Raw genomic sequence first — 13,804 nt, 5'->3', positions numbered from 1 at the left:
GGGCAAGCACCGTTGCTCGCATCTGCAACCGGGGCTAACGCCCAAACGGCTTCATATGGTTCGGCCCGACTGCTATTGCTTGCTTGCGTGTAGCGACGGACTGCCAAGGAAATCGTCACGCGTTTCTCCAGCGAGACGGCGCCGCACAACCCAACAACTCCTTTGCCTTGTCGATGGAATAGAACGTTTCGAACTCGCCCAACTCGCGTCGCTGCGGGACGCCAGCATAAAAATTCACGATCACTTCGGCACTCGGCATTCCAACCGAGGAATCTTCGTTCGCGACGTTGAAGACTTGGAAACCGAGACCATCGGTTGCCAGAGCACAGTCGACGAAGTGACTCAGATCGCGTGTGTCGATGTACGCAAAGATGTTGCGACGCCGGCACGCCGCATCGCCGCTCCATACCGGAACCAGACTCGCGTACTCATGTGGCTCGATCACGTTGTTGATTCGCAAGGCGTAAATGTCGGTTCCCGATCGAGCTTGAAAGCTGCGGCCGCAGACCTCGTTGCAAACCTTTGACATTGCGTAAGCGTCGTGCGGGACCGTCGGGTGCTGTTCATCCACGGGGATGTATTCCGGTTTGACTTCTCCATGAGCAAAGCAGACCCCATAGGTGGTCTCGGACGAAGCAAACAAGACCTTGGGAATACCGAGCTTCACCGCGGCTTCCAGCACGTTGTAGGTCGACGTCGTATTGACCCGAAAACATTCCGGATCCGGCCGTAACTGAATGCGAGGTACCGCCGCAAAGTGAACCACAGCATCGAACTTCGGAGGACCATCGGTCGACTCCAAATCATCGAAGCCGACTATTCCCGACATCGCCGAGAAGACTTGTCCTGCATCCGTGAGATCGACCGTCATGTCCCAAACGCCGTCAATGTTCGCCGGGACGAGGTCCAAGTTCATCACCGTGTGACCTCGATTCGCCAGGTGAGTCACCACGTGACGTCCCGCTTTGCCTGATCCACCGGTAAAAAGTATTCGCATTTCCTGTCTCGTTGGTGTGGTGCGGCATCAGCCGACCGATTGGATGGAGAGGTTGTGTTGGGTTATACGGCCACAAGAGGTGAAGATCGGATCGAAGCCAATTACCTCCCTTACACCTTTCTTTACTGAAGCAGGCCGGCAGGAATGATCGGTTAGGACCTCGCGTAGGCGAGTCTCTCAGAGACTCGCAAATAACAGCGTTACGGAGAGACGCCGCTACGTGATCAAGCCCCATGAATCCCGCTCACGTGCTTATAGCAAGCCTCGTTGCTCCCACGAAGAACCGGAGCGAATGCCCAAACGGCTCAAATGGTTCTGCCCGAGTTTTCCTTCCGAACTGCTTAGCAGCCTGTTGATTTGATCGTATACAGAGTGACAACAATTAGCCGATGGGCGTTAGCCCCGGTTGGCGTCTGACTAACCGCCGCTAACGCGGTACGGCTCATCAAATCAACAGCCCGTTAGCGCACCTCCAAAATCATTCTGCGATAGGCGTGCAGGCTGGGCTGGCCGTCGTCATGAATCTCCAAAATCACATGAACCGTCTTACCCGCCGCGTCCTTTGGCACCGAGATTTTGGCGGTCTCGGAGGATGCGTTTGCTACCGAAACATTCCCTTTGTAGGTGGATGGCTCTTGGTAGATCGACCATGAATAGCTAATCGAATTGTTGTCGGGATCGCTGGTGCCCTTCGCACTCAGCAAAACACTCGCACCAGCCTCAACGGACATCTTCATCACATCGCGAGTCGTGTCACCGTTCAAAACGGCAATCGGATGATGATTCGCTTCGGAGTACTTGTTCGTGATGCTCCAATCCATCCGTGCTGCAAAGTCGTTGTTGTAGCCTTTGCTCCAGCGTTTGATCGCGCCGGTTCCATCGGATGTGTTTCCCCACATCTCGTACGGATCGAACTTGCGTTCTTCCCCCTTCACCCCCGACATACTTTTGATGCCGGTCTTCTTTTCAAAGCTGAATCGTCCACCCCAACCACCTTGGTCGATTTGGTCTGGATCATTCAGGCCGTTCGGATACACATGCATGAACGCAGGGGAATCACCTTCGGTTGCCCACTTTGTATCCGGGTAGACGGAACCCAGCGGTCCATGACTTTGAATGTCATTCTTTTGGTAGTCGCCATTCTTTGGCGGCTGCCAACCGTAAACCTTCGTTGCTCGTATGTAGAAAACTTGCGGGTAGTTCTTGGCAATCCACGCTCCCGCGTCATCTTGTCCGAGGATGTCGTACACACGAAGCTTTGAAAGAAATTTCTCGAGTTCGGCTTTGGACCGTGTTTTGCGGACTTTCCAGATCGCTTGAGCGACATTGTTGTTCCCGCCCCAACCACCGATCCAAATGGGCCGTGGATCATCTTTGTCTGCAGACGCGATGATCATGTCCGATCCAGGCGAGTCTTTGCCGTCGCCCACATCGCTCATGCCATAACCGAGTTGTCCCATGACCGAGATCGAACGCAGATAGTCCGGCGTCGGGAATCCGTCGGCGTGAATCTTGAGATTGTCATAACACTCGCCGTAGGCATCAACGATTTTGTCCAGCATTTTGGTGTTGCTCTGCGTCTTCTTCCAGCATCCGGTGGAAATGACAAGACCTTCGATGTCGAATTCGTTGGCACTGACGAGCAATCGAACCAACGACTGATCATCGTCCGGGTCAGCACCCAAATCGGTCGTCACGATCATTCGAGGTTTGGAATAGTCGGCCGAGGAGGCCGTTGTCAGACCGAAGACAACCGAAATCGTCAAAGCTCGAAAGAGAATGGTGTGGATCATGGGGATGGTCAAAGCATCGAAGTGGGGAATGAATTTCTGCTTGTGCGGTTGTTTGGTCAATTTCAATGCAACTCGACGACAACCCGCTGGTACCGTGTCATTAGTGGCGTGCCACTGTCGGTCACTTCGCAAATCACGTGAACGGTTTTGCCTTTCGCATCGCTGGGAGCAACGAATTCGGCTTGCTGTTGATTTGCGTTGGAGATCTCAACCGTCCCGTCGTAGGTGTCAGCTTCGGTGTGCTGCCACCAGCGATACTGAAGCTCGTCTCCGTCTGGGTCACTGGTACCTTTCGCGCTCAGCCTGACTTTGGCACCCGCTCCGAATTTCAAGTCGGCACCGTGATCGATGCGTACCTCAGGAGCGTGATTGGCTTGGTCAAACTGCTGAACACACCAATCCGCTCGCGCCGCCCAGTCGTTCTGTTGAGCGACCGACCAACGCCATGTTGGACGAAAGAACTCAAGCATTCGCGGGTCGTTGTGAGACGTCATGCCCGCGTTGAGACTCAGCCGTCCCCAGCAAGTTTCGCGAAAATAGCGTCCCTCTGGATGCTGGTATCCTTCGTATGGTGCAGGGTCCATCCAGGTGTTTTCGCGAATCCAAACAAAGCGTCCGCCCCAACCGCCCCAATCGGGCGACTCTTGACTGCGAAGACCAGTCACCACGTTGTGAAGAAAAGCCGGTGAGTCACCTTCGGAACGAAAGTCGCCTTCGCTGAATCCCTCTTCGCCCGCTTGGTGGCTCTTAAAAAGTGAACAAAGCGGGCCGTGATCATTCAGGATGTTCTTCTTCATCCACGGGGCGGCGAAGTATTTGTGTTGAGCAGGGGGCTGAATCTTTTTCCATCGATACGCGATCGCCTCGAACTGGTCTGAGATGATCGTGGTCATTTGATACTTGCCCCAATGTGGCAAGATGTAATCTTGATAGGTCGCATCTTGTTCGAAGATGCAGTACAGCCGGATCTTGGCCGCGACTTCAGCCATGCGATCCGGATGTTCTTCTTCGATCGTCTTCAAAGCCCTGGCGATCGTGTTCGTACCGCCCCAGGCCTGCAACCAAATGGGGCGCGAATCCGTGTCGTCCAGGAGAACCTTGACGATCAACTGCGATCCCTCGGTTACGTCCTCCATTTCGCCTTCGGCTTTGACGTTTCCTAACTTGGTGATGCTGCGAAGGAATTCAGGCGTCGGGAATCGATCATCGTGTTGAACGAGATTGGGATACACATCCGTGTAAGCGTTCAAATATGGGTCAATCCAACTGTCGCCCGCCCACTCAAAACCCTGCCAGTGATACTGTGAACTCGAAGTGACGATGCCTTCGATGTCGAACTCATTGGCGTACAATAAGAATCGAACCATCGAACATTCGTCATCAATCTCACCGTCCGTGGTGACCAAAATCCGAGGCCGCTCCGCCGCGTTGACAATGTTGGGCATCGCGGTGGAAAAAAGGCAAAGACCTCCCATCCAGACACAGATGCACAAATTGCGGAAATGGGATTGGTTGAGTTGGCTGCGCATCATCATGGTGTCACTCGTGGGGAGAAAGGTGTCACTTGTCTGCGTCGCATTGCGGCCTGTTGACTGCCTTGCAATTGGTCTTCGTTAGGGTTGAACCGTCACGATCACTCGCTTGTATCGGGTGAGCCTTGGCATGCCGCGATCGGTGACCTTCAGAATGAAGTGCATCGTCTCGGGTTGGTCGAGTTTCGGAGCCGTGCGGGTCACCTGGTAGACGTTTTCTGGCGACTGACCGATATCCAGATCAAGCGGTGTCGATCCTGCTTCGGGGTAGTACATCCACGTGTAACTGAGACTGTCACCATCGGGATCGGTTGTTCCCCATGCGTCCAAACGGAACTGCTCGCCCGATTTCACGTTCAGCGTTTCCGCATGGGCGAGTGCTGGCACAGGCGGATGGTTGGCGTCTTCGTAGTTTGCAGTGCACCAATCCATTCTGGCGGCAAAGTCGTTCTGAAAGTCATCTCGCCACCGCCACAATGTGACACGGTTTCCGGTGAACGTTTCATCGCTGGGCTTTTCAGCACGCTTCTGATCATGAAACAATCGCGGTCGATACGTGTCGCTGGCGTTGCCCCAGATGGGACGCGTTTCGGCGAGGATCGGCACGCCACCCTGCACTTCACGGCCAACCTGAATCTCATCATCGCTGGGCTGGCCAAGTTCGTAGCGACCGCCCCATCCACCGAAGTCCGGGCGTTCGGAAACGTTCAAGCCATTGGGAATCAACCCCAGGAAAGCGGGCGTGTCGCCTTCGACTCCCCATGCAACATCGGGATACTCAGCTCCCAGCGGACCATGGCCTTGCTGGATGTGATTGGCCAACCAAGTGTTGCTGATCGTCGTGTTGTCGATTCCCTCCACGACCTGGTTGATCGCGCCCCAAGTCGAGCGTTCGTAACGTCCGGGGCTAACGACGTATTGCAGATCCGGGAATTCGTTTCGCAACCAAATCCCAGAATCGTCTTGGTCAGAGATCGTGTAGACACGAAGCTTCTTGACCAGACGTTTGACGTCCTCGCCCGGTCGAGTCTTGCGAAGTTTGTGCAGGGACTGCGCAAGCGTATTGGGGCCTCCCCATACCGAAATCCAAAGTGGCCGTTCATCATCGCGATCGAGTAATTCGATGATGCGATCCGAACCTGGCGAATCCATTCCGTCACCGACTCCGTTCATCCCGTACAAAGGCAACCCTTTGGTGACCAGTTTGTGAAACGCATCCGCGGTGGGAAATCCAGGTTCGTGTTTCAGAAGGTTGGGTTGGACTTTGCCATATGCATCAATGACACGCTGGATGGACTCCGGAGCCACTCGATTTTTTTGGTGCACCGATGTCGTTGCCACAATCGCTTCAATATCAATCGAATTGGCGTAAAGCAGCAGTCGAACCAGCGACTGAGTGTCGTCTGGGTCCGCTTCGATGTCGGTCAGCACAACCATTCTCGCTTTTGCAGTTGAGCCGTCATCGGCCGCAACAAACGAGGACGTCGCCAGCAGAACCATCAAGAGTTTGAAGAGGTTTTTCATGCAGTGTTCTCAGCTTGCTTCCAGCGATTGATTTCATCGAGCGAAGGAAAGGATGTTTGAGTGCCGACGCGTGTGACCGAGATGGCCGCAACGATCCCGGCACGAGTGGCAGCGTCGGCCAAAGACATTCCTTCGGCGAGCGAGACCGCCAATGCACCAGTGAATGCATCGCCGGCCCCGGTGGTGTCGACCGCTTTGACGGGTGAGGCAGGAATGAGGGACATCCCCGATCGGTCGAGCACCAAAACGCCTTCGCCGCCCATCGTCAGTGCAACTTGTCGAACGCCACGTTGCCTCAACTGTTCAGCGGCGGCAGCACAGTCAGCCTGTGTCTCCACACTGCAACCCGTGATGGCGGCAATCTCGGTCTTGTTGGGGACACAAACATCGCAAAGCGAAAGCAGTTCATCCGAAACAAGTTCCGCGGGAGCCGGCGTGAGCATCGTCAGGACGTTGGCCGCACGAGCCAGTTTGAACGCCTCGAGAGCCGCCTCCACTGGAGTTTCCAATTGGCAGATCACAACATCGGAAAATGCGATCACATCCTTCGCCGATCGAACATCGTCCGCATTCAATTCCGCGTTGGCGCCCGCAACAACGATGATGCAGTTCTCTGCATCATCATCCACCAAAATCGCAGCCGTGCCGGTAGGCTGGTCTTTGGAATGTTGAACGAAGGACGTGTTGATTCCGTCTGTCTGGTAGGCGTCGATGGCCTGCGTCGCGAATCCGTCATTTCCGACGCGAGCGACAAAGGCGACTTCGGCACCGAGTCGGGCGGCGACGACCGCTTGGTTCGCACCTTTGCCACCCATGCCTTGATGCAGCGAATGTCCCGCAAAGGTTTCACCAGGCACGGGCAATCGCGGTGTGCGAAACGTCAGATCCACATTGGCCGAACCAACGACGGTGATCTTCGGGCGTGTCATTGTGTCTGTCATCTTATCGGTCCCTTTGACTCATGCGGTCCACGGCGACGGCGGCCAGGATCACGAATCCCTTGACCACTTGTTGCCAAAAAGGGGAAACGTTTAACAGAAACAAACTGTTGTTCAACACACCAATGATCAGGCAACCCAGCACCGTCCCCATGACGCTGCCTCGTCCGCCCGACAGGGATGTGCCACCAATCACGACGGCGGCAATCGAATCGAGTTCGTAGCCCAACCCTGCGTTGGGTTGAGCCGAATCCAGTCGAGCGGTCACGATGAGTCCCGCCACTCCAGCGAGCAAACCACCGAGCGTGTAAACCGCGATTTTGATCCGATCGACTGGCAATCCTGTCAACAACGAAGCGCGTTCGTTGCCGCCAACCGCGTACACATGCCGGCCAAAACGAGTTGTCCGGGTCAACAGCACAAACACGCCAACCAATGCACCGGTGATCCAAACCGGAACCGGAATTTGCAGGAACACGCCCGTGCCGATGGAACCGAACGATGAACCGAGACCCGTGACCGGGAACCCGCCCGTCCACAACATCGTCAAACCACGAGCGATGCTGAACATTCCCAGCGTGGCGACAAACGGCGGAAGCTTGAAACGAGTCACCGCGACTCCATTGAACAACCCTGCGGCGGAACCGACCAACAATCCAGAAACAATCGCTCCGAAAACGGTGAACTCCAGCTTCACACCAAGCGGTTCGAGCATGATGCCGTTCTTCAGCAACCCTGCCGCCACGGCGCCGGACAAAGCGAGAATGGCACCGACCGACAAGTCGATTCCGCCGGTCAAGATGATCAATGTCATCCCAATCGAAAGGCTGAGATTGACTGAAATTTGTCTCAGAATGTTCAACCCATTCTCGGGCGTGAAGAAACTGTCTGACAGAAAGCTCATCGCGATCAGCATCACTGCCAACGCGATCAGCGATTGAAATTTCGCGAGGTGTTCGCGTTTGTTTTCTAACATGGAATCGAGTTCCTTCTCGGTAAAGCCGCTTGCAGAATATTTTCCTCCGTGGCCTCAGAACGGTCGAACGATTGGGTTGCACGCCCTTCGCACATCACCAAAATCCGATCGGAAACCGCCATCACCTCGGGCAATTCCGATGAAACCATGATCACCGCCAATCCGTCAGCGGTCAGTTCATTGATGAGCGAATAGATCTCGTTCTTGGCATGGATATCGATCCCGCGAGTGGGCTCGTCGAGCATCAGCACGGCAGGCCCAGTCGCCAACCATTTCGCCAAGATCACTTTCTGCTGGTTGCCACCACTCAAGTTGATGATCTTTTCACGCAGCGACGGTGTCTTCACGCGAAAACGTTCCACGAAACGCCGAGTGTGCTCGCGTTCCCGCCCACGATCGATGAAGCCAAACCGTTCAGCGTGTTTGAGGCTCGCCAGGCTCGCGTTTTCACCGACGGACATCGACAACACCAAACCATCCTGCTTTCGGTCCTCGGGGACCAACGCCAAACCATGAGAAATTGCATCGGCGGGGTTTCTCAATCGAACACTTCGATCGTGCATGCTCACCTGCCCGGTCGACGCCGTCGGGTGCAGTCCGAACAAACACTCCAGCAATTCCGTGCGACCGGCCCCCATCAATCCAAAGATGCCCAGCACTTCGCCTTTGCAAACGTGCATGTCAACTTCGTGCACGAGGTAGTCGCCGGGCCGTGTTGGATGGCTGAGCGAGATCCCTTCGGCACGAAGAACCGGCTGATTGTTGGAGGAAGACTGCTTGGAAAGGATTTTCACATCTCGTCCAACCATCATTCGAACCATTGCGTCGTGGCTGAGCTCACCAAACTCGGCCGTGCCGATCAAGCAACCATCACGCATCACGACAATGTCGTCAGCAATCTGTTCGAGTTCTTCCAAGCGGTGAGTGATATAGACGATCGCGACACCCTGTTTCTTTAGATCCGCAATGCATCGGAACAGAACCTCCGTCTCGCGTTCGGTGATTGCGGAGGTGGGCTCATCCATGATCAGGATTCGAACGTTGCCAGCCAACGCGCGAGCAATCTCAACCAACTGTTGTTGACCGACTCGCAGTCGCCGGACGGGCGTCGTTGGCGACACGTCGAGTTCCAAACGTTTCAACCATTCGTTTGCTTGACGGTTCAGTTCGGTGTAGTCAATCAGCGTTTCGAAACGCAGCGGCTCACGGCCAAGGAAAATGTTTTCGGCGACGGTCAGATCGGGCACCAAACTCAGTTCTTGATGGATCATCGCGATGCCGTGATCCTGCGCGTCGCGTGGGCTGGTGAAATGAACCGGTTCACCCTGCACCAACAACTCGCCTTCGTCGGGCGGTTGCACTCCCGCCAATATTTTCATCAACGTTGATTTGCCAGCGCCATTCTCGCCGAGCAACGTGGTGAGCCTCCCCGCTCGCAACGTCAGGTCAACGCCGTCCAACGCTTTCACGCCTGGAAACAGCTTCGAAATCTGTTTGGCCTCAAACACCACGTCATCGGAGACAATCATTTCGCCTCCACGATGAAGGGGACCACTTTCAATGGTTGAAGATCAGAGTCCTCATCGTTGACTTGGACACATCCGGTGAATTGCACTTCCGCGCCGACCGTCGCGATCTCTCGAAGCGTTGGCAAAACATTCGCTTCAATCCGGCGGTTCAGTTCCGTGGAAATGGCGTTGAAGTCCTGAGTGTTGTTGAAGTCATTCACGTCCAGCAAACCTGTGCCATCGCGAACCGTGTTGCCGAAGAGGATTCCCGCTTCCAAAATCACTTCCGTCTTTTCCGAATCCGGCGAGATCGCCAATCCAATGAAATTCTTTTCAACGGAGACAACTCGTCCGACACCGGTGACGTGGTAGAAGTACGATTGACTCAGTCCAACCTGCCGTCCGTGTTGTTCACGGGCTTTGGCCGGATCAGCTTTGACTTTTGCGACCAACGTGGCGGCATCGACCGCGGCTGATTTCGAAGGAAGCAGCTCGCTGTCCCAGAACGTATCCACGAACTTCACCGGATCGAACTTCGCCGCAGTCGCTTTCGCGGTGGCTTTGTTCGCATCATCCAGTGAAACGATGTGGATTAGCGGGAACAGATACAGCAGCACCAAGGTTCCGATTGTGATCACCAACCAAGTGATCCCTTTGCGTTGACGCGAAATCACTCGGAACCTTCTTCGTCAAAGTCACCAAACTTTTCCGCGTTGCCTTGGTGAACCAATTCAACGGCGACCGGAACCTTTTGCAGCAGGTCTCGATCGCCCTTCAGATATTGGTCCGCATACTCCGCAGCTGTCTTCGCCATCAACTTGGGAAACTGCATGCCCGTCGCGACAATCTTGCCTTCTTGAATCATCGCAACCACATCGTCAGCGCCGTCGAAGCCAAAAATCTTGACTTGCTCTGCTTTGCCCGCTGCCAACAGAGCTTGGTACGCTCCCATCGCCATTGCGTCGTTGCCACAGAAAACCGCTTTGATGTCAGGGTTGGCTTGCAAGATTGCTTCCATCACTTCCAACGCCTTGGCACGATCAAAGTCAGCACTTTGCTGCGCGACCATTTTCAGTTCGGGATAGCGATCGACCACACTGTGGAATCCATCCGATCGATTGCGAGTGTTGTTGTCTCCAACCAATCCGAGCAGCTCTGCATATTCCCCGGACTCCCCAACCTCTTTCACGAAGTGCTGCCCAATTGCAACGCATCCGGAATAGTTGTCCGACAGGATTTGTGAAACCGCAGCGTCGGTCGCGTTGATTTCTCGATCCATGCAGAACACGGGCACGCCGGCTTCTTTCGCTCGACGAACGTTCGCGATCGAACCATCCGCGTCCGTCGGATTGAAGAGCACGGCGGAGTAACCGGAGGCGATCACATTGTCGAAGTGAGCCGTTTCCTTCGATGGATCGTTCTGAGAGTCAAATATCACCGCGTCGTAGCCTAGCTCAATGGCACTGTCTCGAGCGGATTCAGCGAGCACGACGAACCACGGGTTGTTCAGCGTTGAAACAATCACGGCGACTCGTTTGGTCGCGTCGGAATCCGCGGAACCGCCCGCGGGTTTGGCTTCGCTGCGACATCCACTGATCACGAGTGCCAACGCGCACACGAACAATGTCGCGAATCGTTTGGGTTGGTTGCCTGGGCTCATCAATAATGTCTCGATCAAAAGTTGTTGGGGATAACTTCGACGTCAAAAAACAACGCCGGACTTGAGGATGACGTTCGCATACGGGGTGCATTCCCCGGTGCGAACGATCGCCTCGCTGGCCTGTGTTCGTTGCTTGAATTCCACATGCGAAACCTCCGTGATCTTCGGTGCCATTCGATGAGCTTCGAAGAGTTTCATCATTTGCTCAAACAACATTTGGTTGTGGTCATGAATTTCGCTTGCAATCACGATCTCCTCCACCTTCAACTCGCTTAAGATTGCATCCAGCGTACGCAAGAATGTCGGATACCCTTCCTCGATCGCCAAATCAATCCGCTTCACTCCGGAAGGAATCGGCAACCCGGCATCACACAACGTGATCGATGCGGTGTGCCCGATCCGACTGATTTCGTAGCTCAGTTCGCTGTTGAGTAGTCGGGTGCGTTTCATGAATTTCGCGAAAGATTCAGATGATGAGACAGGAGGTTCGATTCGTGTTGAGAATGGCTCGGTTCAGACCGCTGAACACGGGTCGGCCACTTCTAGGCGAAGCGACAAAACGATGCGGAAACGAAGGCTCCCAATCATCAGGCAAAGACCCGCCAAAACGGCTCAGCTTTTGTGCGGAATCACTTCGATTTTACAGCATTCGTCGAAGTTGGTGACCGTTCCGAACTTGTCCACCAACTCATCCAATCCGAATCGATGTGTGATCAAGGATGGGAAGTCGTAGCGATCGGATTGTTGGTGCAGAATGTTCAGCACCGGACGCCAATCCGTTCCGCAGTGGAACACCGAATGGATGTGCAAGTTCTTCGAACTGATGTGTCGCATCACGTCGAGTGCGACTGGTTTGCCGAGATCAACCCAGTTGCCAACTTCGATGACGGTGCCTCCCTTCCGCACCATCCGGAGTGCTTCGATGAACGCTTCGGGTTCACCTGCTGATTCAATCACCAGATCAGGTCCGACGCCTTCGGTCATGTCTTTCACCTGTTCAATGCGTTCATCGGTCGAAACCTTGGCCGCATTGATGGTGACATCCGCGTAGAGGTTCTTTGCTTTCTCCAATCGCAAATCGGACAGGTCCGTTGCAATTCGCAACCCAGCGCCGTGGATGCTGGCCATGATGCCGTGCAAAATTCCAAGGGGCCCATTGCCAAGCACCGCCACCGAGTTGCCTGGCCCGAAGCCTTCGTTCACCGGGGCAAATGGTCCGGCCGCACGAGCCAAACTGTGATACGCAACGGCCATTTCTTCGACGAAGACGGCGACGTCCGTCGACATTTCATCCGGCACCTTGAACAGATGAGTGCCCGGCCGAATGAAGATGTACTCGGCAAACCCGCCTCTCAGGTAAGGGAGTGTGTCCGCATTGGGATGCAAACCGTAGGCTTGGATTTGATTGAGGCAAGTTGTGTTGTTGTAGTGCTTGCGGCAATAGAAGCAGTGACCACAGTTCACCTCGACCGCAATCGCGACTCGATCACCGACTTGCAAAGGTTGCTTGTCGTAGTCCATCACCTTCGCGGCGTTGTCACCAATCTCGACGATTGTGCCGATCACCTCGTGACCGCCCACATACGGGAAAATTGATTTACCACGAAGCTCTGATGCTTCTCCTTTGAAGATGTGCCGGTCAGTGCCACAGATGCCGGACATGTCGACTTTCAAAATGGCCGAGTCGTGATCCACTGTGGGATACGGATAGGTGCGCATCTCTGTGGCACCGGGTGCCGTCATCGCAACTGCACGTACCGACTCGGGTTTCGCTACACTCATCAATGAAGTCCTAACTGATTTCTGAAAAGGAGGACGTATGTTGGCTGCGTCGGTCGGTTCCGCCATCAATGTCAATCGCCAACCAAAGTAGGGCTAAGAACTGACAGGAAGATTGAACGACTCAGCGTTGATCAATTTCAGGCGTCACGATACACCAGGAATTCGCACAATCTCCCTCGAAAGCTCGCCTGACTTGCACTATTCTTAGATAATGCAACATTTTGACACACAGAGACCCGAGTTCGCACCTTACGGCTTCACGTGTGAGGTTTGGGAACCGGTCCCAATGCCTCGTCCAGACCGACACGATGAAATCGAGATCAACTTTCTCGATTCCGGATCGCTGACCTACTTGATTGGCGGCAATCGGATCACGGTCGACGCGCACACGCTCACACTTTTCTGGGCCGCGGTTCCGCACCAGATCATCGAGTTTCGTGATGTGACGCATTACTACGTCATCACGATTCCCTTTGGTTGGTTCCTGCAATGGGGACTTCCCGAAAGTCTTCAGACCCAACTGATTCTCGGTAACGTCTTGTCGGGAAAATCGGATCCAAAGACGGCCGTGCGAGACAAGTTTCTATTCGAACAATGGCATTCAGACGTGTCGATTGATCCGGAAGACACGCGTGAATTTGTGTTGTTAGAACTGAAGGCGCGACTGCTGCGGTTAGCGCGATCGTATTTCAAAAACCCGGCCTTGTCCTCTGACGACCGCGAAGCGCGACTGAGAAACTCGTCGCCGAACCTCGCCAAAGCCGAGTTGATGGCATGTCACATCGCTCGCAACTTCAAATCCAGATTGCAAATCAAAGACATCGCCGAATGCGTTGACCTTCATCCGGACTACGCATCGACCTTGTTCCGAAAGACGTTTGGATTGACGCTGAATGGATTGATCACACGTCATCGCGTTGCCGAAGCTCAACGACTGCTGATCTCCAGCAATGATCAAATCATCGACATCGCCTTCGCGGCCGGCTTTGACTCACTGAGTCGTTTCAATCGAGCGTTCAAAGAAACCACCGGCATGACACCTCGCGGTTTCCGGAAAGAATGCCGTTTCAACCATCGATGATTCAGAGACGTTG

General features: G+C 54.5%; 12 protein-coding genes. 1 reads left to right on the top strand and 11 read right to left on the bottom strand.

Going from position 1 to position 13,804, the window contains the following annotated elements; all coding sequences use genetic code 11:
- Positions 1–115 precede the first annotated feature (115 nt).
- The 11 genes from RB_RS06920 to RB_RS06865 all read right to left on the bottom strand — a co-directional run bounded on the left by RB_RS06920 (position 116) and on the right by RB_RS06865 (position 12,710).
- A complete protein-coding gene (locus RB_RS06920; protein ID WP_011119394.1) occupies positions 116–997 on the bottom strand; it encodes an NAD-dependent epimerase/dehydratase family protein in 882 nt (293 codons plus the stop codon).
- A 461-nt stretch (positions 998–1,458) separates the two neighbouring features.
- The gene (locus RB_RS06910; protein ID WP_231846287.1) at positions 1,459–2,790 is read right to left on the bottom strand and encodes a DUF1593 domain-containing protein; all 1,332 of its coding nucleotides are present in this window, start codon (positions 2,788–2,790) and stop codon (positions 1,459–1,461) included.
- 62 nt (positions 2,791–2,852) lie between these two features.
- Positions 2,853–4,235 carry a DUF1593 domain-containing protein gene (locus tag RB_RS06905; RefSeq protein WP_231846286.1) on the bottom strand — a complete coding sequence of 461 codons (1,383 nt, stop codon included), beginning with the start codon at positions 4,233–4,235 and terminating at the stop codon, positions 2,853–2,855.
- A gap of 168 nt (positions 4,236–4,403) precedes the next feature.
- Positions 4,404–5,846, bottom strand: coding sequence for a DUF1593 domain-containing protein (locus RB_RS06900; protein WP_011119388.1), 1,443 nt, complete (start codon positions 5,844–5,846; stop codon positions 4,404–4,406).
- Positions 5,843–6,775, bottom strand: a complete 933-nt coding sequence (rbsK, locus tag RB_RS06895) for a ribokinase (protein ID WP_007330725.1) — start codon at positions 6,773–6,775, stop codon at positions 5,843–5,845. The genes RB_RS06900 and rbsK overlap by 4 nt, the downstream gene beginning before the upstream one ends.
- 13 nt (positions 6,776–6,788) lie before the next feature.
- A complete protein-coding gene (locus tag RB_RS06890) occupies positions 6,789–7,760 on the bottom strand; it encodes an ABC transporter permease (protein ID WP_007330724.1) in 972 nt (323 codons plus the stop codon).
- Positions 7,754–9,289 carry a sugar ABC transporter ATP-binding protein gene (locus RB_RS06885; protein ID WP_011119386.1) on the bottom strand — a complete coding sequence of 512 codons (1,536 nt, stop codon included), beginning with the start codon at positions 9,287–9,289 and terminating at the stop codon, positions 7,754–7,756. Before RB_RS06885 ends, RB_RS06890 begins: the two co-directional genes overlap by 7 nt.
- On the bottom strand, positions 9,286–9,942 hold the full coding sequence (locus RB_RS06880) for a DUF2291 domain-containing protein (RefSeq protein WP_007328278.1): 657 nt from the start codon (positions 9,940–9,942) through the stop codon (positions 9,286–9,288). Before RB_RS06880 ends, RB_RS06885 begins: the two co-directional genes overlap by 4 nt.
- Positions 9,939–10,928 carry a D-ribose ABC transporter substrate-binding protein gene (locus RB_RS06875; RefSeq protein ID WP_007330721.1) on the bottom strand — a complete coding sequence of 330 codons (990 nt, stop codon included), beginning with the start codon at positions 10,926–10,928 and terminating at the stop codon, positions 9,939–9,941. Before RB_RS06875 ends, RB_RS06880 begins: the two co-directional genes overlap by 4 nt.
- Before the next feature lie 42 nt (positions 10,929–10,970).
- Positions 10,971–11,378, bottom strand: a complete 408-nt coding sequence (gene rbsD / locus RB_RS06870) for a D-ribose pyranase (RefSeq protein WP_007330720.1) — start codon at positions 11,376–11,378, stop codon at positions 10,971–10,973.
- Positions 11,379–11,540: 162 nt separating this feature from the next.
- Positions 11,541–12,710, bottom strand: a complete 1,170-nt coding sequence (locus RB_RS06865) for a zinc-dependent alcohol dehydrogenase (protein WP_037244312.1) — start codon at positions 12,708–12,710, stop codon at positions 11,541–11,543.
- Between the two features lie 286 nt (positions 12,711–12,996).
- Here RB_RS06865 and RB_RS06860 point away from each other — a divergent pair, with 286 nt between their 5' ends.
- A complete protein-coding gene (locus RB_RS06860; RefSeq protein WP_007335894.1) occupies positions 12,997–13,791 on the top strand; it encodes a helix-turn-helix domain-containing protein in 795 nt (264 codons plus the stop codon).
- Positions 13,792–13,804 lie beyond the last annotated feature (13 nt).

It is taken from the genome of Rhodopirellula baltica SH 1, assembly GCF_000196115.1.
Taxonomy (GTDB): Bacteria; Planctomycetota; Planctomycetia; order Pirellulales; family Pirellulaceae; genus Rhodopirellula; species Rhodopirellula baltica.
This window is presented reverse-complemented; position numbering and strand designations above follow the sequence as displayed.

Bases quoted from the DNA above. Each gene is read 5' to 3' on its own strand.
- RB_RS06860 (WP_007335894.1), top strand. From the start codon at position 12,997: ATGCCTCGTCCAGACCGACACGATGAAATCGAGATCAACTTTCTCGAT.
- RB_RS06885 (WP_011119386.1), bottom strand. From the start codon at position 9,289: ATGATTGTCTCCGATGACGTGGTGTTTGAGGCCAAACAGATTTCGAAG.
- RB_RS06875 (WP_007330721.1), bottom strand. From the start codon at position 10,928: ATGAGCCCAGGCAACCAACCCAAACGATTCGCGACATTGTTCGTGTGC.
- RB_RS06890 (WP_007330724.1), bottom strand. From the start codon at position 7,760: ATGTTAGAAAACAAACGCGAACACCTCGCGAAATTTCAATCGCTGATC.
- RB_RS06920 (WP_011119394.1), bottom strand. From the start codon at position 997: ATGCGAATACTTTTTACCGGTGGATCAGGCAAAGCGGGACGTCACGTG.
- RB_RS06900 (WP_011119388.1), bottom strand. From the start codon at position 5,846: ATGAAAAACCTCTTCAAACTCTTGATGGTTCTGCTGGCGACGTCCTCG.
- rbsK (WP_007330725.1), bottom strand. From the start codon at position 6,775: ATGACACGCCCGAAGATCACCGTCGTTGGTTCGGCCAATGTGGATCTG.
- rbsD (WP_007330720.1), bottom strand. From the start codon at position 11,378: ATGAAACGCACCCGACTACTCAACAGCGAACTGAGCTACGAAATCAGT.
- RB_RS06910 (WP_231846287.1), bottom strand. From the start codon at position 2,790: ATGATCCACACCATTCTCTTTCGAGCTTTGACGATTTCGGTTGTCTTC.
- RB_RS06905 (WP_231846286.1), bottom strand. From the start codon at position 4,235: ATGCCCAACATTGTCAACGCGGCGGAGCGGCCTCGGATTTTGGTCACC.
- RB_RS06865 (WP_037244312.1), bottom strand. From the start codon at position 12,710: ATGAGTGTAGCGAAACCCGAGTCGGTACGTGCAGTTGCGATGACGGCA.